The sequence below is a fragment of the Chitinophaga polysaccharea genome (assembly GCF_007829335.1).
Taxonomy (GTDB): Bacteria; Bacteroidota; Bacteroidia; order Chitinophagales; family Chitinophagaceae; genus Chitinophaga; species Chitinophaga polysaccharea_B.
This window is the reverse complement of the sequence record NZ_VIWO01000005.1, coordinates 466018-491050: the sequence shown is the minus strand read 5'-3', so window position 1 is coordinate 491050 and position 25033 is coordinate 466018. Positions and strand designations below refer to the sequence as shown.

The window sequence follows — 25033 nt, the reverse complement described above, 5'->3', positions numbered from 1 at the left end:
CGTTTCCCGCACTGGTTATTTGATTACATTAAAATCAGCGACAAATGATACGCAAATTATTATACCACGGACTAATGCTGTTTTGCATAACAACCATATCCTGTAAAAAATATCTGGATGTTGTTCCCAAGGAAGTGGTTACTGAGAAAGATATTTACGACAATATCAATACGGCAGAACGGGCCTGGGCCAATATGTACACGTCATTAAATACAAGTTCCACAAATATTTATACCAACACTACCCTTGCTGCGTGTACCGACGAATGTAAGAATCACTGGGAAAATGTTCCGGAACTAAAGTTTAATTCCGGTGCCTGGGGACCAACAGACAACTCCCTCGATACCTGGGGAACTGCCTGGCAGTTTATCCGGAGAGCTAATATTTTCCTGAAAAATATTGATAAGACCCCCATACCCCAGGACAGGGCAGATTATTATAGCACCCGGATTCCCCAGTATAAGGCGGAAGTTCGTTTTCTCAGGGCCAAATTATATTTTGAGCTGCTCAGGGCCTATGGTGCGGTGCCGTTGCTGGGAGATGATGTTACAGACGTAAGTGCGAAAGTACCTGATGAACTGAACATCAGGAAGCCGATTGATGAGGTGGTAAATTATATAGTAACGGAACTGGACAAGGTAACACCCACTTTGCCCATTGACTACACCGATAATCCCGGAGAAACCGGACGCATTACCCGTGGCGGAGCTATGGCATTAAAAGCGATTACTTTACTATATGCCGCCAGCCCTTTGTTGAACGGTAATACGATGTATGCAGGTATAAAAAACACAGATGGAACGCAGCTTTTCCCACAGGCTTACGACAAAGAAAAGTGGAAGAAGGCTGCTGACGCAGCAAAAGCGGTACTGGATATGAACGTATATACGTTAAATAATCCCAATCCAACGAACCCTATCGACAATTACGCGCGCCTGTTCTACTCACGGGAGTACAAAGAAACCATTTTGCCGTTGTTACTGGGCTCTACCAGAGACCTGGACCAGAATATACAACCGAATGGACAGGATGCCCAGTCTGCCGGAGGATATGGTAAATTTAGTGTGCTACAGGAAATGGTAGATGCTTACGAAATGAAAAACGGACTGCCTATTACCGATCCTAATGCTGGTTATACTAAAGACGGTTTCTGGAACGGACCGCTGTGGGATGGGAAAACGTTCCGGCAGGCGGCCAACATTTCCAATATGTATAAAGACAGGGATCCCCGTTTTTATGCCAGCATCAATTTCCAGTATGCCTACTGGGATTCAGCTAATCACCGGCGGCCATTGCGATATGCTTATTTCGGTAACAATGGCGGTGCATCCGACGGATGGCCCAAATCAGGCACCAATTGCGAGACCGGGTATAACATGAGAAAATGGTGTGATCCGGGCGTAAACCTGAGAGGCTCAGGAAATGGCAACCGGAATTTCCCGATCATCCGGCTGGCGGAAATTTATCTTATTTACGCGGAAGCAATGAATGAATACCTGGATGCCCCCAGCCAGGACGTATATGATGCCATCAATAAAGTAAGGGCTCGTGTATCAATGCCGGCATTACCGGTGAGCGGTACAAACGACAATACCAAAGCTGGCATGCGGAAGCGGATTCAGAATGAATGGCGCGTAGAATTTGCCTTTGAGGGAAAACGTTTCTGGAATGTACGCCGCTGGCTGATTGCCAGGAATGTGGACAATGGAGGTGTACATGGTATGAATGCGCGGCCCACTGCGGCAGAATTGCAGGCTACCGGACTTGATCCTAACAGCGAGGCCGCAGGCGTTGCGGTATTTTACAAGCTCACTACCATTCAAACCCGGGTGTTCCTGGACCGGCATTATCTTATGCCAATCCCACAGTCAGAAATAGACAAGGGAGGAGGGAAGCTGGTGCAGAACTTAGGGTGGTAAAGTCGAAAGAACAGTGCCGGTGCGAAGTATACGCACCGGCACTGTTCCTGTTATCCCAAAAACATAAAAAGCATATGTTTAAGTCTGAACTTTAAACGCTCCAATGCTTTGTGGATCTGGTTATCTACCGTTTTTTTGCTGATCTTCAGCGTTTGTGCTATTTCTTTGGAGGTCATGCCTGCTTCCCGGCTGTATTGAAAAATAAGTCTGCATTTTTCTGGTAGCAGGTCAATTTCTTTATACAGCAGTTCCAATATTTTTTTGTTGTGTACTACATGGCTGATCTCTGGTACTAATTCAGCAGCGCTATCCATAGCGGCCTCCCGGGTATATTTCCGGGCATAGGCTTTTTTCCTGATTTGTGTGAGCACCTGGTATTTGACGGCGGTAACAAGGTAGTTTTCGAACTGTTGGATAGCTACTTTTTTCCTGTTATTCCATAAACTCAGGAAAACGTCATGTACCACGTCTTCCGCTACCACGGCATCTTTTAAGTGCTTGTTGGCAACAAGGAACAATTTTTCCCAATACCGTATATATAAATCGTTAAATAGATCTCTATCACCATTGGCTAAAAAAGTGGCTGAATCTTCAGACGTGGACATAACTATAATAACCTATTTAATCAAGAATAGTTACACTAATATAAAGGACAAACAATTGGATTTTTAAAGAGATTGTTGGAATGGTGCAAATATAGTAAATTCAGCGGTGTAGTTATTGTCTTATATTTAACAGTGAATTGATTGCAGGAAGGCACTGCTGGCAGCGGCAAACTAAATTTTAAGAAAAGTTATAAAAGAATTAAAACTGGCAGCAATTAACCTGGGAGCCAGAGAGGTTTTAACTCGGACCCAACTGAAGAATGTTTTGGGTGGTGATGGATCTGATGGATTTAGCGTTAATTCTACATGTTCTGTAGATTGTGGAGGGACAGTGGGAGTGAAAAAGATTAACTGTGGTTTGGGTAATATCTGTGTTACTAATGGTACGCGGGTTTCCTGCGATAATGGTAAGATCTACACCGAAAAGTGTTCATAACAGTATTGGTGTTCAGTAATAAAATTGATTCCCGCTTAGTGGCATTAGAGATAATGCACGGTGGGAGTCGTAAATTTTTTTTATGAGAAAATATAAGCCCAGTGTGTTTTATTTTTTTTTGATTGTTGTATGCTTCTCTCTTGTGCAAATATCCTATGCTCAGGATGGGAGGTATAAAATATCTGGAAAAATAACAGGAATTGGAGACGCCAAGGTATTATTGATGAATAAACCGCGTGGGATAGGTAGTGCATTTAAAAAGGAAATTTATGATTCCTGCTATAGTACGAATGATTGTTTTTCTTTTTCTGGAGAACTGAACGAGATTAAGTTCTTGTCAATTGAGGTGCCATTTGTGGATCGGTCCTGGTTGACATTTATAGGAGAGAATAAGGATATACGGATTGACGGGGATAAGAACGCAATTCACGACGCAAAGGTGTCAGGGTCTCCTCAAACAGATGTATACCATCATTATATATATGATATATCTCATCCGGCACATATAAATGACGAGAAGGTTCTTGACAGTCTGGCGGCGCTAAAGGACTCGGGCAGATCAGAGAAATTGATTAGTGAATATAGAACCATGAGTAATCGGAGAGATGAAGCGGATCTCTTCAATCAAATAGTTGAGCATCCCGATAATTACGGTTTATTATATGAACTCTGGGGAGTATCAACCTTTATACCTAGAGATAGCGTGCAGAAATATTATTCAAAATTTTCAAATGAGATAAAGAGGACTAGCTTGGGTAAAGTATTATACTACTCGGTGTTCGAGTATGATAAGATTATTCAGAAAGGGAAGAAAATGCCGGATTTTTCGATGCCGGATACCACTCAGTGCATGAGAAGTATTTCAGATTTCAGGGGTAAGTATGTATTGCTTGATTTTTGGGCAAGTTGGTGTGGCCCTTGTCTTGCAGAGCTCCCGGCATTGAAGAAAATAGACAGTCTATATCGTAAGAAGGGATTGGAAATAGTGGGAATTTCTCTGGATACGGAAAAGACGCTTTGGAAGGATGCAATAAAGGAGAATAATATAAACTGGACAAATCTTTCAGATTTGAAGGGTGGTAATAACAAAGGGGCTCAACTTTTACGCGTATTTGGTATACCTGCCAGATTTCTCTTAGATCCTAAAGGTAATTTATTGATATTGAATTCTCCGCTGGCCGAAGTAGAGGAGTTGCTGTCCCAAATATTATAAAGGGTTTCTTCTGTTATATCGTTCTTTACGTTTGCTCACACAAACGTTTGCCCACTTATGAACTTCTTCAAGTCTGTGATATTGCGCATAAAAGAGGGGAATATTTTTTTATATGATAGTTTAAACTGGGAAACACTTATTTATTCAAGTAGCATTGATATATGCTATTATACTTGTCCAACCGTGCTTCTGTTCTTTTGAAATATTCGGTGATGAGACTTCTTTCATTGTGGTTTCTTGGCGTAATATCAGAATATCCAAAATCCGTTTGCACAGAAACAAAGGGATATAACACCATTTTGTGGCTGGTTATCCCAGAGAATACCCCATCGGCAGTGTCGGTAGATTGGAAATTTATATCCAGTATTTTTTTAAATACAGGACGATAAAGTACCAGGAATTGGGTGCACCAAAATGAATCTATCCAGTACCTGTTGGGACTAAGTGGTACTGCATGGTTAAAGCCGCCTATCCCGCCACTTAATACCAAGGCTCCCTGTTGGTGCGCTTCTATTATGTTTTTAAATAAATAGGTTTTGCTGTACGATGAAGTAAATGTATGATCATCTTCACATAGCAAGATCACATCTTCATCCCGTTGTATCGCTAAGTTTATTATTGCGACCATACTATTCCAAAGTCCGACAGCGCCATTCTCACCTCGGCAGGCTTCGAATATATGCAGATCGAATTCAGATTTTCCAGAGAACTGTTCCTGTATATGTTGATACCTGTCTGTTCGTTCTTTTATATTAATGACATAAGCGGGCAAGATAATATTATCAAAATCCATGTGTTAATAAGATGTTGGGTGTGATGAATAGTGTTTTTTTATGTGTACTAATAATTCGAGCTGAGCGGCTGGATTAGCTGATGGAAGAGGAGTTTTTGACAAGTCGCTTGATTGGGACGGTTTCTCGCTAGGGTTAGAGATAAAAGGGTAGAGCAGCAATTTACTGGCCGTAATTAAAGACAAAAAATGGTCTGGCGATAAGTTGATATCATTTTCATTTGCCTGTAATAGCCGATTATAGAATTGCTTAAATATAATCACAAATGAAAGACCTTTAAACTTGTCTATCCAGAATAGGTTATGGTCGATTTGAATGGCCGATTCAAACGCTTCGACTGTACCCAAAAGGATGTCGGCATTGGCTTCTTGCGCTTTTAGTATGCCTGTATTTAAATGATCTTTTTTGTAGTTGGAATGAAATTGATATTTGATATCGCTGAGTATGAAAAAATCAAGATTATCTCTTTCGGCATTCGAGGCTAGGATACACAGGGTCGTCCAATCAGGCTGCGGTATAACATGCCATCTAACGCCTGGCAGTTGGTCACTGGAGTCGGATACTACTGATTTCATAACATTTGTATTTTGGGTCAAAGAATTTATTGTTTTTTAGATATTGACACTTTTTAAGTGGAGCATGTTTGGCTATCTGGTCTGGATCTATGCATGGGACGAAGTATCTCGCTTTTAGAATGTATTAAGGTGTGTTTATTATAGGAATGTTAATCAATGCGGTTACGAGTTGGGTACAAATAATATTGGGCCGTACATTATATTATAGATTTTATCTAGTAAGGGTTTGGTAGCGTTGGTAAATGGTACCTTCGGATGTAGATTACACTCGCAAATATAAATTGGAGTTTTTTTAAAAACTGCCGTTTTCTTGATTTATTTCATTGTTTTTTTGATATGTAGGTTACTTGGATAATGACTCTTATTCTAGTATAAGGCATTATTTTGCTTAAACTTGTTTATGACGCAGAGCTCATATCATTGAAGCTAAGAACGCTTTGATCGCCGCAGCAAAACGCTCCGGCTGATCCATATGAAGACTATGCCCCGCTTCCCGGATTAGTTCCGCGCGAAGCTCCACGTTGAGCCCTTGCAACGTTTCCGCAACGGCAGTTGTTACCACTCCTTTATCGCCAAATACAAGCAGACATGGAATATCAATTTTTTGTACCAGCTGCTCGTAGTCCGGGTTCGGTGGCGTGAGTACGTCAAATGCGGCCATGCTGGTTTGAAGTCTCGCTTTGGCAAATAGCTCAATCGTTTCCGCTGACCGGTTTGGATGCCTGGCGCGTGCTGCTGCCATTACTTCTTCCAGCGACAACGTCAGCATCTTCCGATGCTGTTCGGCTACATCACTATCGCGCACTTCGCGTTGAACTTGTGAACTAAGGAAGGTTGGATCGGCTAAGATGAGGGCACGGAGCAGATTGGGTTTACGGCTTGCTACCACGGCGGCGGTCATACCGCCCATGGAATGACCGAGTAAAATGGGGGGCGGAAGTTTGAGGGCGCCTATCAATCCGGCCACGTCATTAGCATGGTCTTCATAGCTGTATCCAAAGTCAGGTACGCTTGATTGGCCATGCCCTCTGGCATCCGGCATGATCACGTCATAGTCTTGCTCCAACACGCGGGCGAGGCTCATCCAGCACAGGCCATTCGTCATTAAGCCATGCAGTAAAATTAAAGGCGGTTTATTGCCGCCGGTTCTTGTGTAGTGGATGCTGATGTTGTTTGCTTTGCAGATGGTGCTGGTCCAGTGGGTCATTGGTTATTTTTCCTTTCCGGTGTAAGATTCGGGGTAAAGGTAATGAGTTATAGGAATATTGTTAGACGGATATAGTATCTTTATACGACTATAGCATACCTATGAAATCACTACTCACCTTTAAAAGATTTCCAGCCGCAGAACAGGCTGTTGAAATATTTCCCTCCTGGAGGCACATCATATTCCGGCGCAATATGAAGAAGAAGTATTGTTGATAGATAGCATGTGTGTGGGGCAGAACTTTGATCAGCGACACCTGGGTGATTATGCACTGGCTGCGAAGTTGCTGGAAAAGCAGGGTATATCCTATTCTCTTGCACAATTGGAGCATTTGAGGAGCAACCGGTTGGAAGCACTTTCTCAACCACAGGACCTGCCTGCCATCTGGCTGGTTATCGGCTACCTTTCTCCTTTGATATTATTTGCGCCAGTTCCTTTTACATTTGCCTTATCCTTCCTGGGTATCTTTATGGGAGCATTTATCCGTCTGACTAAGAAAACTTTACCCGATGGCTCACGTATAGCGGCGTTCTCCATAAAAACAAGGAATCATGGAAAATGGATGCTCATTTCAGGAATCCCGTTGATCATTATTTGCTGGACATTACTTGTTAGAATATGGCGTGGCTAGTGATAGTTTTTTAATTGCTTCCGACGCAATTTTCTGTTACTACGGAAATATCGTCAAAAATAAATAAGCCGCAAAAATCGTCAGCAACACAATCCCATACAGCATATTTGTTTTACCGGTGATAAACGAAAGTAGCACCGTGAAAATAGAGAGTATCAGCAAAACGATAGAAGTCGTGTCGATACCCAATAAAACCGGGGTATGACTGAACATCGTGAAGATAGCAATAGAGGGAATAGTGAGCCCGATGCTTGCCAGGGCAGAACCTAATGCCAGGTTCATGCTGGTCTGTAAACGGTTTTTCCGGGCGGCCCGCACCGCTGCCAGGCATTCGGGTAATAGTACTACCAATGCAATCACCACGCCCACGAGGGAGTTGGGCGCTCCGATGGATTCAACACCTGATTCGATAGCCGGCGATAGTTTTTTTGCTAATAGCACCACTGCGCCTAAACAAACGACCAGCAACACAAAGCTGGTCACTGTAGTGGTGAGGGTAGGAGGTTGGGCATGGGTATCTTCATCGCTCAGGTTTCCATCTTCATCTTTTGGAAGAAAGTAATCGCGATGGCGCACCGACTGTATCATGATGAAGCTCGAATAGAGGATTAAACTTACTATGGCTACAAAGACCAACTGCGGTTGTGTATATTCCGGGCCAGGTTTGCCGATGGTAAAGTTGGGCAACACCAGGGTGAGTACCAGGATAGCGGTCAGCGTCATTAGAGCGGAGGTAACGGCATGTTTGGTAACAAATTGCTCCCGGTACTTAACGCCTCCTAACAGGATGCAGATACCTATAATGAAGGTAAGAATGATCATGATGGCTGCAAAAACAGTATCTCTGGCCAATGCAGTAGTTTTGGGCCCACCTGAAGACATGAGGGAAACAATCAATGCTACTTCAATAACGGTAACTGCCAGGGCCAGAATAAGCGTGCCTAAAGGTTCGCCTACCCGATGGGCCACTACCTCCGCATGGTGAACCGCCGCGAGTACGCTGGCAATGAGTATAACAGCCAGGATAGTAAAAGCAAGGGCGCCCGATTTATCGCCGGCAGTAAAGTAAGCGATCCAGGCCAGCGCCGGGCTTATAATTGTCCAGATGGGAAGTGTAAGGTTCAATTTCATAGCTCAGCCTTCTTGTTTTTACTATTGACAGATTTCCCCGGCTTTTGTTTCCTGTTTTGTACCGGATTATCTAAAAATATTAATTTATTCCGCTTTTATGGCATGAAAGAGAGGAAATCTATTTACCAACGCCGGTTTAATAATGTAAAAAGCAGCCTACTTCAGGCTGCTTTTCACATTATGGGATGACCAATGCGCCAGGTCACGCTTTGATGTGAGGTAGATCGCATGAAAAATACCATTATGGAGTTGGTTTTTCGCCGGCAGTTAGAAAAGATCGTATCACTCACGGATAGTAAATATGAATATGTGCTCGCCTTTTTGGAAAAGCGACCGGAAGAGTTATACTTTGAGATAGTATTTGAATAAAGTCTGCTTTGTAATTGTGCCACAATCTGTGGCACAAATATCAACACTATTTTACCTGCTCCATTTGCTTAATCGCTTTCCATCCTTCCGGCGTAATACCCATGATTTCCGTCGCAACGCCTAGCGTCCGATAGGTATCAAAGAAAGCCATTCGGGCAATAGGATGATCTACTTCACTGATTACAGCATAACCTTGCTGACGTAAATCGTTTGTGATCCGCTCAAAATCGCTTGCCGGCAAACGGAAAGCCAGGTGCTGTGTGCCGCCAGCCGGATATTGCGCCAGGTAATCATGGAACATACTTTGACCGGAAAGCGGTTGAATAAGTTCTATGAAAGTGCCTCCGTTATAAGTTTGTGTAGTTAGCCAATCAGCAGCTACAACGTCGCCGTGGTAAGTCATATCCAGGTCCTGCGCAAGAACGTGTTGTGGTGCAGGAAAGCCGGGAATGCCCAGGGCGCTCTCCAGGAATTTCACCGCCGCATGGATGTCGGGAACTACCCAACCTATTTGTGCCAGTTCTAATCCACTAATGGTATCGTTGATAGTATTCATGTTATTTGCTTTGAAACGAAGTTAAAATGAATGGAGCGTTTGTGTCGGGGGGATTTACGCCAATATAGAGGTGGTTTACGACTACCGTGATAGTGAATTTAGCTGCCTCCAGGTGATGGTTATTCCGGCAGAATACCTAATCTTTGCAATATGACTCAGTATTTTTGTATCGAACATGTACCACCAGGAATTTTCCCCACCCGAAGAGCTATCAGACGCTATTAAGTGCTTCTGGTACAACCGCGAGGACTTTGGCGCGCAACCCGCCAGTTTCGAAGTCGTCCCTGATGGCTATGCAGAAATCATTTTCCATTTTGGAGGCGACTGCAGCGTTATTCATGAAGGCAACCTGCAACCATTGCCTTCTCCGTTTATGGTGGGGCTGCTCAATCAGCCTGTTCAATTTTACGCGAAAAACTGCCTGGAGATTATTGCGATCCGCTGCTTTCCTTGGACAGTGTTCGATTTGCTCGGCCTGCCGTCCGGTAAATACGGATTACATGTGTTTGAGCATCCTGTTGCCCGGCTGCAATCACCGCTGAGTGCGTGTATCCGTGCAGGTAAGATCGTGGATGCGATTACCCTGGTGAAACAGTATTTCCTGGAGGCGCGGTCGCATATTGCGGTCGACAGCATGCTGTATAAAGCGGGGGTGGCCATGAGCAAAGCTAACGGAACACTGCCGGTAAGCCAGGTAGCCTCGGCGGCACATGCTACGGTACGTACGCTGGAAAGGAAGTTTAAGCAATCTTCCGGCTATACGGTAAAAGATGTATCCGGCCTGATGCGCTTTGAACAGGTGCGCAACCAGTTATGGCATTACCCTGATGCCAACATCGCCGCCCTGGCAGCGGAGATGGGTTATACAGATCAATCGCACCTGAGCCGGGAGTTTAAACGCTACAGCGGCGTTACGCCCGCCGCATTTGCGCGGAAGGCCAGGAAAAGGAAGCAGAAGGTAAGCGACGATTTTGTCGCGTTTATACAATCCTGATAGGTGCGCTTTCCGGAATTTTGTGTTTCAATCATGCTATATGAACATAACACTTGAAAACCGGGAACCCGCAACACCTGTTAACTACGATGTCATCATTTCCGGTGGCGGCCCTGTAGGGCTATTCCTCGCCTGTGAACTGGCCCTGGCTAAATGCTCCGTGCTGATATTGGAAAAGGCGGAAGATCCGCATTCCCCATTGAAACAATTTCCTTTCGGTATACGGGGCCTCTCGGCGCCTACTATTGAAGCACTTTACCGCCGTGGGTTGCTGGAAGAACTGGAACTCCATAAACGGGTAAAAAATCCCCATGCTATTCCGGCCGTTACGCAAGGCCCACCGCCTCCGCGCCAGGATGGACATTTTGCCGGCATCTCATTTTACGAAAATAATATTGATACGGCACAATGGCAGCATGTGTTGCCTGGCTCACCAGCAACACATCTACTGACTGAAATGAGAGAGCTGGAAACCGTATTGACCCGCCGCGCACTCGCCCTGGGCGTAGCAATCAGGCGAGGCCAGGTGGTTACCGGCTTTCACCAAACTACCGATGGCGTAATGGTGCAGGCAGGCGATCAGTCCTTCCACAGCAAATGGCTGGTAGGTTGCGACGGAAGCCGCAGCGTGGTGCGCAAGGCCGGCGGCTTTGATTTCGCCGGTACAGAGCCGGAATTTACCGGCTATTCTGTCCAGGTAGATATGGCCGATCCCGAAAAGCTCCGCCCGGGCCGTAATCTTACGCCTACCGGCTTATACCTGCAATCCCAGCCTGGCTACTTTGGTATACAGGATTTTGATGGTGGAGCTTTCCATCAATCGGGCGAGCCAGTTACGTTGGAGCATGTGCAGTCGGTATTACGCCGCATTGCTGGCACTGATGTTACACTCACCGCTTTGCATATGGCTACTACCTGGACCGACCGGGCACGACAGGCCACTGCCTATCGCAACGGCCGGGTGCTGCTCGCCGGCGACGCTGCGCATATTCATTCGCCTTTAGGTGGACAAGGACTGAACCTGGGCCTGGGCGATGCCATGAACCTGGGCTGGAAGCTCGCAGCTACCATCCAGGGAAAAGCGCCCGAAGGCCTGCTGGATACCTATTATGCCGAACGTTATCCCATTGGCGCCCAGGTACTGGATTGGTCCAGAGCCCAGGTGGCCATTATGAAGCCGGAAAGGGGAGCACGCGCTATGTATGCCATTATGCAGGACCTGGCCAATACCCGCGATGGCGCTACTTACATTGCCAGCAGGATATGGGGCGTTTTCACGCATTACCCGATAGAAGGCCACCCGCTGGCCGGGCACAGCGTTCCTGACTTCGCATTTGAAGATAGTACCCGCATGGGTGCATTTATGCACGGTGGCCAATGGATATTGCTTGATTTCGATGAAAATGCTGCACTCAAAATGTGGGCAAAGGAAGACGGGATCAGGTATATCACCGGGCTGGCAAAGGACCGGTTAGGCATCAGCGCTGCGTTGATACGTCCTGATGGAATAATGGTCTGGGTGGCTAGCAGTACACCGGATGTGCGTGAATTACAGCGGGCAGCTGCACGCTGGTTGGTGAGGAAAGAAGCATTGGTCGAAAGGTGATCCTGAAACATTTTTATGCCTGGTTAAAGCCGCTTAAATCGCCCACTTTACGCGGCTTTAACCAGGTTACTATATCATAATCCGGCATCTGGTATTTCTGGTTCTACCAGTTTGGTCAGCTTTTCCAGAGATTCCTGCCAGCCCAGGTAGCACATTTCCACGGGTATCGCAGCGGGGATACCTTCCTGGGTAATCTTTATTTCTGTACCAGCGATCGTTTTCCGGAGTGATACGGATGTGATCATTTCTCCCGGAAGATTAGGATCATCAAATTTATCAGAGTATTTCAAAAACTCATTGGGTTTGAGTTCCAGGTAGCTGCCGCCGAATGAATGGCCATTGCCGGTAGAAAAGTTGTGGAACGACATCTTAAAAGTGCCACCTACTTTCACATCCATTTCGTGAACGGTGCAAAGGAAGCCATAAGGAGGTAACCAGGAAGCAATCGCCAGGGCATCCGTAAATGCGCGGTAAACTTTTTCCGGAGAGGTTTTCAACATTCTGTGCAATGAAACGGTATTGTTGGACATATCATATTCTTTTTGGTTCCTACTCATCTGGCTTTTCGGTTCCGCCCGTTTTTTGAAATGGTGGCTGCTCCATTTATCAGGTATGCTAGCTAACTTTTGATAGCACAAAGATGAAGGGAAAATAGGATTTACACGGAGGGGCTATGCGACAAATTATAGGGTGATTTGCGACTTCACCTTAGTCTGTTTGTCAATATTTTATAAACACCACTACAACAGGCAGCTATAGCGAATTAATAATTCCTTAATGTAAGAACCTTAGCTTTGCGCAACATGTTACCGGCAGGAAACAGGAATTAGAAGTCATTAAAGAATTTGGTGTGAACTATATTAGTCTGCTAGGTGCTTTCCAGGCACTGATTATACTGGGCATTTTTGGTGTTTTTTCCGCGCCCAAACCCATTGATAGCGATCGTATATTAAACTGGCTGGTGGCTTGTATATTTACGCACCTGACGGGCAGCTTCATCATGAATAAAGCATTTCCCGATGCGGAAATACACAATGGGTATGTTACTTTTATTTCGTTGCTGTATGCACCCCTATTGTGGTTGTATGCATTGAAGCTGCAGCAGGGCCGGAAGCTGCCAGGGATAAAGGTTTTTCTCCTGTTTGTCCCCGCCGGGATCGCAGCCATCGCATATTTTATCATTGGCGGCTATGTGATTACCCACGGCGGTAAAACCCCCGTCTTCATTGCAGTGTATAACAACGCCGTTGGCTATTTCAGCCTGGTCTCCTATAGTTTTTACGGGATCAAATCATTAAACATATCACAGCGATTGCCGGGATTGTCGCTCTCTGGAAAGCAATTAATCCGGTTGATAGCTATCATATTCATGGGCGTTGTGGCGTTGGCGTTAATACTATCTGTAGGAAGTGGAATGTTTCCCCACGAAATTTCATACGCGGATATACATCTCTGGATCCGCATTGTTAGCTATACCACCCTGTTAATTATTTGCCTGGCTATCGGCAGGGTGAAAATACTTTCTATTTACTATCACCATATGGAAACGGCTGCCAGCGGAAACCTGGCATTGTCTGGCTCCTCCCTGGCCCATTTAATCCAGGACGAAAAGGACTTTATCGTTCCTGCGTTAATGGAATACCCCCTGGTAAAAGATGGGGAGCAGCGTGTAGAAAATGCAGCAATAGCTTCGATAGAAATGCCTTCTGCAGAAACGGTGTTGCAAAACAGGCAAAAGAAATCCGGGTTAGCTGACGAACTCCAGGCCGACATCATAGAAAAAGTAAACCATCAGATGATGGTAGAAAAGCTATACACCGATCCTGATTTATCATTAGACAGGCTGGCAGTATTGATTAAAGTGCCCCGCCATCATCTGTCGGAGTCGCTCAATAAATACCTGGGAAAATCTTTCTATCAATATGTAAATGAATACCGGATTAACCAGGTAGTGGAGGAGATGGAAAGAGCCCGGCAAAATAATACGGTACCCAATATACTGTCTGTAGCCTTCGAAGCTGGGTTTCATTCCAAGTCTTCCTTTAACCAATATTTCAAAAAAACAACCGGTCTTACCCCTTCTGCCTACCTGAAAAATGGGGCTTAATAAATCCTTAATATTGTATAATAGATTGATTTTCAATTATGTGCAATAGATCCATACGCCGTTGATCTAAACGTACGTACTGCGCTATCGGCAAGGACGACGCCGCATTTTTCCGCCTTCATCTTTGTGCAAAATTTAAAATGCACCATGAATAAGGTTCTTTTACTAGTGTTCTTACTTGCGCCTGTAACGGGCTGGGCACAACAAATAACCGGGGTCACCATGTCGAAAGGCGAGTTGCTTCCCGGCGCTACGGTTAGTGCGGGTGGCCTGGGTACGCAAACTGATCTTAACGGAAGATTTACCCTGGTACTCAAACATACCGGGAAAACTACCCTTACCTTCCGCTACTTGGGATATGCCAACAAAACACTGGAAGTGGAGGTGAAGGGAGGTCTGAACAACATCGGAAATATTGAATTAGCCCCTGCTGCAGGTGTTTTGGGAGAAGTGATTGTCAGCGGGGCCACTGCCGGATCCCAGGTAAAGGCCATCAGCATTAAGAAAAACGCCACTGGTATCATGGAAGTATTGGCAGCTGACGCCATCGGCAAGTTGCCCGACCGTAATGCGGCAGAGGCGGTGCAAAGAATCCAGGCGGTATCTATTGAACGCGATGGGGGAGAAGGACGCTATGTTTCTGTAAGAGGAACGCCCATCCAATGGAGTGCTACCTTACTCAACGGAAACCGCTTACCTTCTGCCAGTCTCGATTATACCGACCGGCGGGTTCAAATGGATATCTTCCCATCTGAGCTGATTGAATATGTACAGCTTTCGAAAGCGCTGACGCCAGATATGGAAGGAGATGCCATCGGTGGTTCCATCAATTTTATTACAAAGGCAGCCCCGCAACACCGGTTGCTGAATATCAACGCCGCCGGCGGATATAATGCCCAGGCCAACAAAGGATCTTACAATGCGTCATTGGTGTATGGCGACAGGCTCGCCAAAGGAAAACTGGGTTATATCTTGTCTGCGGTAGTCTGGAACCGTACTTCAGGTACCGACCGGTATAATGTTAACTACGATTTCTCTAATCCCAAGACTGCCCAGTCTTATTCCATCACAGATTTACAGCTCCGCGATTACCTGGCGGGACGCAGAACCACAGGCCTGAATGGGGGCATTGAGTATAAGTTTAACGATCGCCATAAAATACAGGCCAAAGGAATTTATACAGAATACCAGGATGTACAGATGGTGCGGGAAAATTATTTCTACTTTAATACCGGTATTTCAACGATTACCACCCGTTCGGCTAAATATAATACCAACCTGTATTCGGCCGAGCTTAGCGGGCAATCCACTTTATCTGGTAAACTGGACCTTGACTGGGCTGCCAGTATCGATAAATCGAGGTTTAAGTTTGGTGATCCGGGATTTTATCCTATGGCTTTCTTCTCCCAAAAAGTAACCTATGATGGCTTAGCCCCTGATGGCAAGAAATACCTGGCCATGGATGCCCCTAATGGCGCGGGCGACCGGATGGACGCCGTATTGCCACACCTGTCTGCCACCAGTACCATCAGCCCGGAAGCCATGACATTATCGCAGGTGATCATGCTGAGAAGTACTAACTGGGAAGCCAACAAACGTTTTGGTATTAATATGAATTATCATCCCAGCGAAAAACTGAAAATAAAATTCGGGGGTAAGCTGATTCACAAAGACAAGCTGGTTGAATCTCCCATGAATGTATACATGGCTGGTATTGCCGGGAAAGCGCCCACGCTGACGCAAATAGGGACAGAGCCATACCCGTATAACGGCGGATTTCTTTCTGAAATCAATACGCCTTATAAAAATGTGATGATCGACCAGATGCCCATAAACCAGGTGAAAAGCCTCGTTACACCCGAAGGAATCAGGAAATATAACCTGTTGGCGGTGGAAGTTGATTCCGCCACCAATGCCGCCGGCGCTGCCAAATATTTCACCGGTAAAGAAAATGTGTATGCGGTATATGTAATGGGAGAGTACAAATTATCCGATAAAATAACAATCATAGGTGGTATCCGTAATGAGTATAACAAGGTAACCTTTAACGGAAATAAGGTAACTACCAAAGCCGGTAGCAGCCGCGTGGAGCCACTGACACAGGATAATAGCTACAATGCCTTCCTGCCGATGCTGCATGTGAAGTTGAATGCCACCGCAAATGATATTATCAGGTTGGCCTATACACGGACTTTTGCCAGGGCTGATTTCAACAACCTTAATCCCGCAACCACCCAGGACGACATTAACCGTACTATTAGTCGCGGCAACGCCAACCTGAAGCCTACGTTTGCCAGCAACTTCGACCTGATGGCGGAACATTATTTTGGCGGCGTTGGATCGGTCACCTTCGGTGCATTCTATAAAAGATTGACGGACCTTATCTATACCAACGAGTCTTCACAGGACATCAACGGGGTAATATACCGCGTTAGCGAACCGGTAAACATGCAGCAGGCGTGGCTGGGTGGCCTGGAAGCCGGGTTTTCCAAAAGGTTTACAAGCCTGCCTGGCTTCTGGAAGGGCTTCGGCATTGATGTAAACTACACCTTCACAGATTCTAAAGTAAAGATACCACGCTTTGCAGCAGGGCAGAAAATAGAAGATGGCAGCGTGATTCCCAAGCAGGCAAAACATGTTTTTAACGCCTCCGTGATGTATGAATATGGCAAGTTTACCGCCAGGGTAGCAGGGAACTATAAAGGAAAATATCTCGATGTAATCCGGCAGGCAGCGGGCCCAGATCATTATCGCTGGTATGCAGAGAACTTCACGGTCGACTTTTCTTCCTCCTGGTCGGTTACGCCGAAGGTGAGGCTGTTTGCAGAACTCAACAATCTCACTAATGCGCCTGTACGATACTACCATGGCACTTACAACAGACCTGAAGAAGCCAGTTGGTTTTCCCTCCGCGGACAAATAGGCGCCAGTATAAAACTTTTCTAATTTTTAAGAACAAACCAGATGAAAAAGAAGATCACCACATTAGCCGCAGCAGCGCTGGCAACCTTTGCCATGAGTGCTGTTTATGCCCAGCAGGGAAAATCTATCGATGCACTTAAAATAAACCAGATCCAGGTATTAGGTACGCACAACAGCTACGCCCGCCCGGTAGATCCGAAGTTGCTCGCGCTGGCCGATCCCATCGTAGAAAAAATGATGGGCCAGTTAACAAAGAATATCTCTAAAGAGCAGGCGGCCGCATTTAAGGAGTACCATCCGAATGGCATGAAGCTCAGTGAAGGGCTGAATTACAATCATCCTTCCTTCGATGTACAGTTGGATGCCGGTATTCGCAGTCTCGAAATAGATATTTACTATGATCCTACCGGCAACCGTTTTAACCATCCGGCGTCTTATCGCGCATTGGCAGAGAAGGGCATCAGCAACCTGCTGCCTTTCGATAGTACCGACCTGGATAAGCCGGGATTTAAAGTGCTGCACATGGCAGATTTTGATTTCCGCACGCATTATACCACGCTGAAATCTGCATTGCTGGCCTTAAAAGACTGGTCTGACAAACATCCGGATCACTTACCCATATCCATTATGGTAGAAGCTAAAGATAAGGGCATGCCTATGTTTCCTCAATCGGCCGAAGTACTGCCCTTTCCAGCAGCTGCTTTTGACGAACTCGATGAAGAGGTGGCCAGCATCATCGGAAGAGATAAATTAATTACGCCTGACGATGTACGCGGAAGTTACACTACGCTGAAAGAAGCGGTAACCGCCCAAAACTGGCCCACCGTGAAGGCTGCCAGGGGCAAGTTTATTTTCCTCCTGTTGCCTTCTACTGCCGGGATGGACATGAATACGCCATATGTTCAGAACAGGCCTAATCTTGAAAAGAGAATGATGTTTGTGCAGTCGACAGCGAAAGATAGCTTTGCCGCTTTTTTCCTGTTGGACAATGCTATCGTAAGACAGCAGGACATCCGGCAATATGTAAAAGAGGGTTACATGGTGAGAACCCGGTCCGATATTGAAACCTACGAAGCAAAAATAAACGACTATAGCCGGGCGAAAGCAGCGTTTGAAAGCGGTGCACAAATTATTTCCACCGACTTTTTCCGTCCTGGTAATGCATACGGCACCAGTTATTTTGTGAGGCTTCCCGGGGGAGGCGAAGTGCGTGCTAACCCAGTGAATGCAGCCAGATAAGTGAATATTAAAATCCCGGTTGCTACATAATTATAGCAACCGGGGTTACATACCAGCGGCGCTGCTATAATTGTAAGAGCAGCGCTTTTGCCTGTTTATTCTCTGGATTGGCTTTGAGCGCTTTCTCGAGGTAGCGGCGGGCATTCGGTTTATCATGCAGGAGAAGATAGCATTTGCCGAGATAGTAGTCTGTTTTTCGATAGGCCAGCCAATGGGCATCTTCACTTACGTCTTTCGATAATGAAATAAATTGTTCTAAACAGGTAAGACCATCTTTTATGCGGTAGTTATTGTCGGCGGCAAATACGCCCATGTCGTAGTAGATGTCTATGTTTTTGTAACCATTCTTATTGGGTAGCGCGCTAAGCTGCCGGCTCTTTTCCAGGTATTCCCATGCCTTCGCCTTGTCGTCTGTTAGCAGGCGGGTAGCAAGGAAGGTATAACAGGCGGCCAGGTTGGGCGGACCCAGCTCCGTATCCATTTCATCTCTTTGAATTTTTTCGATAGCTTGTTCAAGATATGCCTTCGATTTGGCTTTTAATCCCAACTGATCGCCGTACATCCCCAGCTGCATAATATTCCAGCCTTTCATCTTGTTGTTCAGGAAGAAATTCATGACATGTTCCAACCCGGTGGTATCTTTATTAAGAATAGCCAGCATGGCAAAGCGCTGATAAAAGGGAGCCGTTTTACTCATAGGAAGTTTATAGGCATCGGCTATCCGGTTGTTCACTGCCTGTAGCTCTTGTGCCGTGTTTTGCGTATGGCCGGCTTCGAGATAGGGATTGTAAAGCTGGTAAAGGTGCTCAAAGGCAGATTGGATGGCCAGTGTAACGATATTACTATGATTGGCGCCTGGCAGGCTGTCTCGCCGAAAGAAAAAATGCGTGCTGTCGAGCGCTGTCACGTTGGCTGCTATTTCCCGGGCATAGTCCTGCCGGCGCGACATGTCGGCTTCTCCCACCGCCACGTAATAGAATGTTACATTTTTATTATAGAAATTTGTTGCCTCGTCGCTGATATAAAAAGGAGGTTCTTCGGAGTTCACTTTCTCCGGCGCCAATAATATGTAACCGTTAAAAAGGCGCCAGTCGTGCAAAAACAGGTAGTTGGCGTAGCTGGCGGCGTAAGAGTGGCCAATATAGCTCCGGAACGTGGTATGGTATTTTTGTGCCACAGCCGGGATGATCTCCTGTTTAAGACAGTTCACGAATTTTTGGCCGGTAGCCGTTAATTCCCCCGTGCGATAGGCATAGCCAATGCGGTCCATATCTGCCTGGATATTGACAATGATGGTACCGGGAAATGTATAATTTGCCTTTGAAAAATAATCTGCCTGTGCTGCGAGATAGTCGCCGGTAACCATACCGTAATTAAAGGAGTACAATACAGGTGATGGTATTTTCGCATCCCATCCCCCGGGTGTGTACACGGAATAATATACCGTGTCTGCCAGGTAGGTGGAATATAATTTTTCGTTCACCTTTTGTTGGGTATATCCAACTATGATGCACAAGAGAAGGAGAACAGATAGATATATTTTCTTTGGCATGCAAAAGGGCGATTTATAGCGGTGATAAGTTACAATTTAAATATTTTAGATTACCCGGTAACGTTATTGTTCCTCATCTTATCTACTGAAAAACCAGTAGATTTGCTTCCCGTTAATCCAGTATATGCCGTACTTACAGAATTACCTATTTTTGCGTCGTCAGATAAAAGATCAGAATATGCTTTTTCAATTTCGTAAACCCATCCTGGTGGCCGCGGCTTCGCTGCTCTTTATCGCCATCGCCGCACCTGCCCAGGCACAGGATAAATTTGATAGTAAACTGCTGAAGAATGGAAAGTATACCCTTGCCTGTTATGCTGTTAATGGCAGCGATGCCTCGGTCATTGGTACTTTTACGATTGGTATCAATACGACCGGCGATAAGCTGACCTTAACCACCAATACCGCACTGGCAGGACTGGAAGAATGGAAAGATACCGCCATCTCTAACCTGAACAACTTTAAGCCCGTTTACCGCGCCTCTCACAGCACCCTGAAAGATATGGTGCTGCACTTCGGGAACGATGTTACCGGGTATTATGTAGATAAGAAAACAAAAGCAAAAACCCAGATCAAAGAACCGGGCAACCAGTACTTCATTGACAGCTATACCTACCCCTTCCTCTTATCGCTGTTGCCGTTGACTTCCGGCTACAGCACGGATTTACCCGTGTATGAATACAAGCCGGAGAACAAAGAGAACCTGAAAAAGGCCGTAGTGGAAGAAGTAAAGAACAGCACCTGGGTGAGTAAATACACCGGCAAACATGATGTGTGGGAAGTTACGGTAGTGGAACCGGCTACCGACGAAAGATCGGTTTCTTACATCGATAAACAAACCAGGCGCTTGTGGCAGGTAGATATGTGGTCCAACGGCCAGCAAATCAGGATGGTGGATACGGAAACAGATTTCAACGCTGTAAAGGCGCCTTTCGATAAGGATCTTACCATGAAAATGATAAAGGGAGGTAACTCCATCATATACGGACAGGTATTTGCCCGCGATTTCAACGATTATGGTTCCAGGGTGCAGGTGATGAACATCCAGGCCAAGCAGGTGGCGCCCCGCGGTACCCAGGTGATTCTCATCCCTTACAACGATTACTTCAAAGAATGGATTAAGGTGAACGAATCCCAACGCAAAAAGGGCAGGGAAGGGATTGCTCTGCTGGATGAAGCCGCACAATGTATCAAAAGTACCCGCGTGTATGACGACGAAGGGCATTTCGAATTCGTAAACCTGATGCCCGGGGAATACCTGCTATATACCGAATTTGGTTACGATCATAGCTATACCCAAACAGAAGTAACCGGTTACACCGATCACTATATCAATGGGATGTTCCAGGGAACTACCGCTAATACGGTAAACAGGAACTATAGCACCGGCGCCAGCGCCGTGGTGAAGAAGGTGGTAACGGTGAGCAAGCCAGGGGAAAAGGTAGACGTGAAGCTGAAGAAAACACGCGCGTAGCGTATATACGAACTAAAAATGCCGCATACATTTCCTTGTATGCGGCATTTTTAGTTGTTGAAATTTTTTTTGCTGCGGTCTGTTTACAGCTGCTCAGCGGCCGCTTTTAAAAGATGCAGTGAATCTATCATGCCTTTCTCCAGCGTTTTATTAAAGAACCTGCTGAAAATCCTGGTAAGAAAGCCCGTCATGCTTTCACTTACATATACCGTCGTTCCTCCATCTGCTTGTTCCAGGCGCCAGGTATGAATGGCATGTATGCCTAATACGACGCCAGTCCAGCTTATATCTGAATAGGGGGTCACCACTTCCAGGGTGGAATGTATTTTCAGGCCGCTGCTATTCCAGTCGAAAGTGGTTTTGGGTTTCAGGGTGCCGTTAAGCTGCGCGTTTTTTACGGTGGTGAGCCAGGTAGGCCATTCATTGATATTTGTTAATAATGACCATACTTTTTCAGGTTTCGCCTGGATGTGGATGGATTTGCTGCAACGAACAGCAGCGGCATGATCGATACTGAGGAAATTTGCATTTTCAAGAGAGGATACTGACATCATATCGGGTGGCTTATGTGAATGAAAATATTTTTGTTTTGTGATACAAATATCCCCCGTATATGAACGCCTGCTCTTGATTTAGATCAAGAATTTACTCCAATACCTTTTTACGCAGACGGCTCAGCGTTTCTGGCGTCATCCCCAGCATAGATGCCAGGTATTGTAGTGGAACCTGGTTGAATAGCTCCCGGTTGGATTGTAATAGCTGTTTATACCTGTCTTCCGCACTCATAGATAATAAGGTGAAAACCCTGTCTTCAAGTGAGTTGAAGCATTTGGCAATAAATAGCTTCTCTAAATAGTGCCATTGTGGTATGATATTCCCAATGTTGTTGTAATCATCTCTATGGATCGTATAGCATTCACAGTCGGCCAACGCCACAATGTTCCACCTGGAGGGTTTATTGAATATAATCCCTGCAAGATCTGTAATAAAATAGCCGGGGGAGGAGATCCATTGTGTTACCTCTTTATCTGCGGTACTTGTATATATTCTCATTAGCCCTTTCCTGTGAAAAGAGAGATGGTCGCATACCCTTCCTTTCTTCAGGAAAAAGTCGCCTTTATGCAGCGTCGTTATTTTGAAAAAAGACGCGATTTTTTCAATTTCCTCTGGAGGAACGCCAAAGTAACTATTGATGTATTGTGCCAGTTCGTTCAATTCGAAAAATTGAATGGTGATAAAATCTATTGGTACCGTTTGGCAATTTACATAAAGGGGTTGTTATTTCAGGATGGCAGTCTAGGTAGCTAATATATTAACAAATCATTATCCCCCCAATAACAGGTACGCCTGATTGAATTTCATATTATATTTACCTGCGTAGTAGTAGCATATCCCGAACTGTTTGCGCTGATGCCCGGAAAACCTTGTAAGTGAACATCTATCATTTGATTACCTGAATATAAAACCCAAACCACATGCAAAACACCGTAAAAATCCTTTCCCTATGCATTGTACTGTTCGCATCTTTTAACTTACAGGCACAATCAGGCGCTGAAAATCCTTCCACCACATCTACCGCACTGGATAGTAAGGAAGGTAAAGAAAAAGCCAGGGGCTATGTATTTGTTGCCGCCAAAAAAGACGACCAACCGAACGATCCTTACAGAAGCCAGGTATTTACCGCTACCACCGGTGGAACCGCCAGCCTGACCCTGAACATCCCCCTGTGGCACAGCGTAAAGCAACCCTATGTTACTTTTGAAAACCTGACAAAAGGAACTTACCAGCGCTTTACTACCTGGCCGGGGGAAGCCACTTACAGAACTACTACAGTTACTTTACAGGCAGGCGATCAATACCGCTTAACCGCCAGCATACAGCCTAACCCCAGCGATCCTAATGATGATATTGATGAGGATGTGCTGGCTACTTTAAGCTGGTAAGAAATAACTTATCTTCTGGCGTGATACCCATCTTCAAAAGGGTATCACGCCCCGTTAATACCGCTGCTCCCCACTTAATAAATTGATAACATACCCTGGCTACCCCTGTTACCGCAACTATTTTACTTTTGCCGTACGATCAGCCCATGGAATCTTCAGTATCACACGATTTATTTAAGGACATTTACCTGACATATTGGGATACCCTTTTCGGGATTGCCAATAAGAAGATAGGCTATGCCCCCGATGCGATGGATATTGTGCAGGATACGTTTACTTATATATGGCAGCAGTTTCCTACGCTGCAACTGGATACGCCCACTGCGAAACCTTTTTTGATCACCTGTTTGTATTACCGGATATTCAATTTTTTACGATCCAGGGGATTGAATGAAAAACACCTGCTCCATTTCAGGACCTACCTGGAAAATGAGGAAAGCCTCGATCCGCATTTTAATGCCGGGGAGATGGAAGCAGAACTGGAGGCCATCAATATCGCGATCATGGCCGAACTCGACCGGATGCCGGAACGCATGAAGCAAATATTTGTCATGAGCCGCTATGAAAATAAATCGATCGAAGAAATTGCTCACTTATACGCCATTGCACCCAAAACGGTTAAAAACCAGTTGAGCGATGCCATGCGCCGCCTGAAAGATTTTGCCGGCTCTTATCCCGCTACTGCTTTACTACCTGTTATCCTGCTGTTCCTGGAAGATTAAATCTGGTAACAATTCCTTAACCCAAACTACCCGGGACTTTTTCAAGGTTGTGCTCTAACTGTATGTATGGCGCAAGATCAACAAATACCTGGAGATATACTCGACCGCGTTTTTAAAGGAACGGCCAGCGATGCTGAGCAGGAACTCGTCCGCCGCTGGATGATGGCGATGGATATTTCCGACACTACCATGTCGGCAGAAAGATTGCAGGCCGAAAAACACGAGATGCTGCACCGCGTAATGGCCACGCCGCGAGCTGCCACAGTCGCTCCGCCTGTTAAAACGAAAGTAAGATTATTGACTATCTGGAAAGTAGCGGCAGCAGCAGTGGTATTCGCCTTTTTATCCTGGTTTTTATTAACCGGCATCCGTAAAGGCCGCAAGGAACCGGTGTATGTTACGATTGCCACTACCGGTAAGGATGCCAAACATATACAACTCCCCGATGGATCGGCCGTATGGCTGAATGCCCGGTCCAGACTGGAATACATAGCCGATGAGTTTAACAAGTCACACCGGCAGGTACGCCTCACAGGAGAAGGGTATTTTGAAATTGCCAAAGATGATACACGTCCTTTTATCGTCATCTCAGAAAATATAGCCACCCAGGTGTTGGGTACCAGCTTTAATATAGAAACGTACCCCGGTGAAGCAGAAATCAGGGTAGCCCTGGTAAATGGCGCCGTAGCGGTGAAAGACATGCATACCAACAACTACACGCTGTTGCATCCCAACGAAATGTTGCGCTATTCTAAAGGAAATAAGAAATGGGGCGTAGTATCTTTCTCTTCCAACATGGTGCGCAACTGGCTGAACGGCCACCTGATATTTGAAGAATTGCCGCTGGCAGATGTACTCGACCGCTTTGCCTACAAATACGGCATTACCCTGCAGTATGACAAGGAACTGGTAAAACATAAAAGAGTAACCGGTGATTTCAGTCCCGATAAATGGCAAACAGTATTGGATAATATCCTTTTCATACACAAACTGAAGTATACCACTAAAAACGGAATTGTATATATAAACAAGCGGTAACTA

The 25033-nt window shown here is 45.6% G+C and carries 23 protein-coding genes; 13 read left to right on the top strand and 10 right to left on the bottom strand.

Going from position 1 to position 25033, the window contains the following annotated elements:
* The first annotated feature begins 44 nt into the window (after positions 1–44).
* Complete coding sequence (locus FHW36_RS18880; RefSeq protein ID WP_145671128.1) at positions 45–1919, top strand: RagB/SusD family nutrient uptake outer membrane protein; 1875 nt, start codon at positions 45–47, stop codon at positions 1917–1919.
* A gap of 50 nt (positions 1920–1969) precedes the next feature.
* Here FHW36_RS18880 and FHW36_RS18875 read toward each other — a convergent pair whose 3' ends face one another.
* Positions 1970–2524, bottom strand: a complete 555-nt coding sequence (locus FHW36_RS18875; RefSeq protein ID WP_145671127.1) for an RNA polymerase sigma factor — start codon at positions 2522–2524, stop codon at positions 1970–1972.
* A 518-nt stretch (positions 2525–3042) separates the two neighbouring features.
* Here FHW36_RS18875 and FHW36_RS18870 point away from each other — a divergent pair.
* Positions 3043–4173: a TlpA disulfide reductase family protein gene (locus tag FHW36_RS18870; protein ID WP_145671126.1), complete on the top strand. Its 1131-nt coding sequence runs from the start codon at positions 3043–3045 to the stop codon at positions 4171–4173.
* 136 nt (positions 4174–4309) lie between these two features.
* On the opposite strand, the gene FHW36_RS18865 is transcribed toward FHW36_RS18870, so the two are convergent.
* The 3 genes from FHW36_RS18865 to FHW36_RS18855 form a co-directional block, all read right to left on the bottom strand.
* Positions 4310–4966: a glycosyltransferase family 25 protein gene (locus tag FHW36_RS18865; protein WP_145671125.1), complete on the bottom strand. Its 657-nt coding sequence runs from the start codon at positions 4964–4966 to the stop codon at positions 4310–4312.
* 3 nt (positions 4967–4969) lie between these two features.
* Positions 4970–5539, bottom strand: a complete 570-nt coding sequence (locus FHW36_RS18860; protein ID WP_145671124.1) for a hypothetical protein — start codon at positions 5537–5539, stop codon at positions 4970–4972.
* Between the two features lie 412 nt (positions 5540–5951).
* A complete protein-coding gene (locus tag FHW36_RS18855; RefSeq protein ID WP_145671123.1) occupies positions 5952–6746 on the bottom strand; it encodes an alpha/beta fold hydrolase in 795 nt (264 codons plus the stop codon).
* Between the two features lie 229 nt (positions 6747–6975).
* Between FHW36_RS18855 and FHW36_RS18850 the strand changes: the two genes are divergently transcribed.
* Entirely contained in the window at positions 6976–7377 is a 402-nt protein-coding gene (locus tag FHW36_RS18850) for a hypothetical protein (protein WP_145671122.1), read from the top strand.
* Between the two features lie 39 nt (positions 7378–7416).
* Here the strand turns inward: FHW36_RS18850 and FHW36_RS18845 are convergent, their stop codons facing one another.
* Complete coding sequence (locus FHW36_RS18845) at positions 7417–8508, bottom strand: calcium:proton antiporter (RefSeq protein ID WP_145671121.1); 1092 nt, start codon at positions 8506–8508, stop codon at positions 7417–7419.
* A 243-nt stretch (positions 8509–8751) separates the two neighbouring features.
* Between FHW36_RS18845 and FHW36_RS30965 the strand changes: the two genes are divergently transcribed.
* Positions 8752–8877, top strand: a complete 126-nt coding sequence (locus tag FHW36_RS30965; RefSeq protein WP_262713399.1) for a hypothetical protein — start codon at positions 8752–8754, stop codon at positions 8875–8877.
* A gap of 46 nt (positions 8878–8923) precedes the next feature.
* Here FHW36_RS30965 and FHW36_RS18840 read toward each other — a convergent pair whose 3' ends face one another.
* Positions 8924–9433: a VOC family protein gene (locus tag FHW36_RS18840; protein ID WP_145671120.1), complete on the bottom strand. Its 510-nt coding sequence runs from the start codon at positions 9431–9433 to the stop codon at positions 8924–8926.
* 175 nt (positions 9434–9608) lie between these two features.
* On the opposite strand from FHW36_RS18840, the gene FHW36_RS18835 reads away from it, so the two are divergent.
* A complete protein-coding gene (locus tag FHW36_RS18835) occupies positions 9609–10427 on the top strand; it encodes a helix-turn-helix domain-containing protein (RefSeq protein WP_145671119.1) in 819 nt (272 codons plus the stop codon).
* A 40-nt stretch (positions 10428–10467) separates the two neighbouring features.
* Positions 10468–12033, top strand: a complete 1566-nt coding sequence (locus tag FHW36_RS18830; protein WP_145671118.1) for an FAD-dependent monooxygenase — start codon at positions 10468–10470, stop codon at positions 12031–12033.
* Positions 12034–12107: 74 nt separating this feature from the next.
* On the opposite strand, the gene FHW36_RS18825 is transcribed toward FHW36_RS18830, so the two are convergent.
* Positions 12108–12563, bottom strand: coding sequence for an SRPBCC family protein (locus FHW36_RS18825; protein ID WP_145671117.1), 456 nt, complete (start codon positions 12561–12563; stop codon positions 12108–12110).
* A gap of 320 nt (positions 12564–12883) precedes the next feature.
* Between FHW36_RS18825 and FHW36_RS18820 the strand changes: the two genes are divergently transcribed.
* The 3 genes from FHW36_RS18820 to FHW36_RS18810 all read left to right on the top strand — a co-directional run bounded on the left by FHW36_RS18820 (position 12884) and on the right by FHW36_RS18810 (position 18301).
* Positions 12884–14140 carry a helix-turn-helix domain-containing protein gene (locus FHW36_RS18820; protein ID WP_145671116.1) on the top strand — a complete coding sequence of 419 codons (1257 nt, stop codon included), beginning with the start codon at positions 12884–12886 and terminating at the stop codon, positions 14138–14140.
* A 147-nt stretch (positions 14141–14287) separates the two neighbouring features.
* Positions 14288–17086, top strand: coding sequence for a TonB-dependent receptor (locus tag FHW36_RS18815; RefSeq protein ID WP_145671115.1), 2799 nt, complete (start codon positions 14288–14290; stop codon positions 17084–17086).
* 18 nt (positions 17087–17104) lie between these two features.
* On the top strand, positions 17105–18301 hold the full coding sequence (locus FHW36_RS18810; RefSeq protein ID WP_186452519.1) for a Ca2+-dependent phosphoinositide-specific phospholipase C: 1197 nt from the start codon (positions 17105–17107) through the stop codon (positions 18299–18301).
* Between the two features lie 64 nt (positions 18302–18365).
* Here the strand turns inward: FHW36_RS18810 and FHW36_RS18805 are convergent, their stop codons facing one another.
* On the bottom strand, positions 18366–19784 hold the full coding sequence (locus FHW36_RS18805) for a hypothetical protein (protein WP_145671114.1): 1419 nt from the start codon (positions 19782–19784) through the stop codon (positions 18366–18368).
* Between the two features lie 247 nt (positions 19785–20031).
* On the opposite strand from FHW36_RS18805, the gene FHW36_RS18800 reads away from it, so the two are divergent.
* Entirely contained in the window at positions 20032–21327 is a 1296-nt protein-coding gene (locus FHW36_RS18800) for a DUF3108 domain-containing protein (RefSeq protein ID WP_145671113.1), read from the top strand.
* Positions 21328–21410: 83 nt separating this feature from the next.
* Here the strand turns inward: FHW36_RS18800 and FHW36_RS18795 are convergent, their stop codons facing one another.
* Positions 21411–21881, bottom strand: a complete 471-nt coding sequence (locus FHW36_RS18795; protein WP_145671112.1) for an SRPBCC family protein — start codon at positions 21879–21881, stop codon at positions 21411–21413.
* Between the two features lie 91 nt (positions 21882–21972).
* Positions 21973–22542: a Crp/Fnr family transcriptional regulator gene (locus FHW36_RS18790; protein ID WP_145671111.1), complete on the bottom strand. Its 570-nt coding sequence runs from the start codon at positions 22540–22542 to the stop codon at positions 21973–21975.
* Between the two features lie 260 nt (positions 22543–22802).
* On the opposite strand from FHW36_RS18790, the gene FHW36_RS18785 reads away from it, so the two are divergent.
* The 3 genes from FHW36_RS18785 (at position 22803) to FHW36_RS18775 (ending at position 25030) form a co-directional block, all read left to right on the top strand.
* Positions 22803–23270 (top strand): hypothetical protein, encoded by a 468-nt coding sequence (locus tag FHW36_RS18785; protein WP_145671110.1) that lies wholly within the window; start codon positions 22803–22805, stop codon positions 23268–23270.
* 146 nt (positions 23271–23416) lie between these two features.
* The gene (locus FHW36_RS18780; protein WP_145671109.1) at positions 23417–23992 is read left to right on the top strand and encodes a sigma-70 family RNA polymerase sigma factor; all 576 of its coding nucleotides are present in this window, start codon (positions 23417–23419) and stop codon (positions 23990–23992) included.
* A gap of 66 nt (positions 23993–24058) precedes the next feature.
* Entirely contained in the window at positions 24059–25030 is a 972-nt protein-coding gene (locus tag FHW36_RS18775; protein WP_145671108.1) for a FecR family protein, read from the top strand.
* The last annotated feature ends 3 nt before the right edge of the window (positions 25031–25033 follow it).

Excerpts from the sequence above, each read along its gene's own strand:
- FHW36_RS18800 (WP_145671113.1), top strand. The coding sequence starts at position 20,032 with ATGCTTTTTCAATTTCGTAAACCCATCCTGGTGGCCGCGGCTTCGCTG.
- FHW36_RS18815 (WP_145671115.1), top strand. The coding sequence starts at position 14,288 with ATGAATAAGGTTCTTTTACTAGTGTTCTTACTTGCGCCTGTAACGGGC.
- FHW36_RS18785 (WP_145671110.1), top strand. The coding sequence starts at position 22,803 with ATGCAAAACACCGTAAAAATCCTTTCCCTATGCATTGTACTGTTCGCA.
- FHW36_RS18835 (WP_145671119.1), top strand. The coding sequence starts at position 9,609 with ATGTACCACCAGGAATTTTCCCCACCCGAAGAGCTATCAGACGCTATT.
- FHW36_RS18870 (WP_145671126.1), top strand. The coding sequence starts at position 3,043 with ATGAGAAAATATAAGCCCAGTGTGTTTTATTTTTTTTTGATTGTTGTA.
- FHW36_RS18840 (WP_145671120.1), bottom strand. The coding sequence starts at position 9,433 with ATGAATACTATCAACGATACCATTAGTGGATTAGAACTGGCACAAATA.
- FHW36_RS18780 (WP_145671109.1), top strand. The coding sequence starts at position 23,417 with ATGGAATCTTCAGTATCACACGATTTATTTAAGGACATTTACCTGACA.
- FHW36_RS18860 (WP_145671124.1), bottom strand. The coding sequence starts at position 5,539 with ATGAAATCAGTAGTATCCGACTCCAGTGACCAACTGCCAGGCGTTAGA.
- FHW36_RS18775 (WP_145671108.1), top strand. The coding sequence starts at position 24,059 with ATGGCGCAAGATCAACAAATACCTGGAGATATACTCGACCGCGTTTTT.
- FHW36_RS18880 (WP_145671128.1), top strand. The coding sequence starts at position 45 with ATGATACGCAAATTATTATACCACGGACTAATGCTGTTTTGCATAACA.
- FHW36_RS18875 (WP_145671127.1), bottom strand. The coding sequence starts at position 2,524 with ATGTCCACGTCTGAAGATTCAGCCACTTTTTTAGCCAATGGTGATAGA.
- FHW36_RS18855 (WP_145671123.1), bottom strand. The coding sequence starts at position 6,746 with ATGACCCACTGGACCAGCACCATCTGCAAAGCAAACAACATCAGCATC.
- FHW36_RS18810 (WP_186452519.1), top strand. The coding sequence starts at position 17,105 with ATGAAAAAGAAGATCACCACATTAGCCGCAGCAGCGCTGGCAACCTTT.
- FHW36_RS18795 (WP_145671112.1), bottom strand. The coding sequence starts at position 21,881 with ATGATGTCAGTATCCTCTCTTGAAAATGCAAATTTCCTCAGTATCGAT.
- FHW36_RS18845 (WP_145671121.1), bottom strand. The coding sequence starts at position 8,508 with ATGAAATTGAACCTTACACTTCCCATCTGGACAATTATAAGCCCGGCG.
- FHW36_RS30965 (WP_262713399.1), top strand. The coding sequence starts at position 8,752 with ATGGAGTTGGTTTTTCGCCGGCAGTTAGAAAAGATCGTATCACTCACG.
- FHW36_RS18830 (WP_145671118.1), top strand. The coding sequence starts at position 10,468 with ATGAACATAACACTTGAAAACCGGGAACCCGCAACACCTGTTAACTAC.
- FHW36_RS18865 (WP_145671125.1), bottom strand. The coding sequence starts at position 4,966 with ATGGATTTTGATAATATTATCTTGCCCGCTTATGTCATTAATATAAAA.
- FHW36_RS18825 (WP_145671117.1), bottom strand. The coding sequence starts at position 12,563 with ATGTCCAACAATACCGTTTCATTGCACAGAATGTTGAAAACCTCTCCG.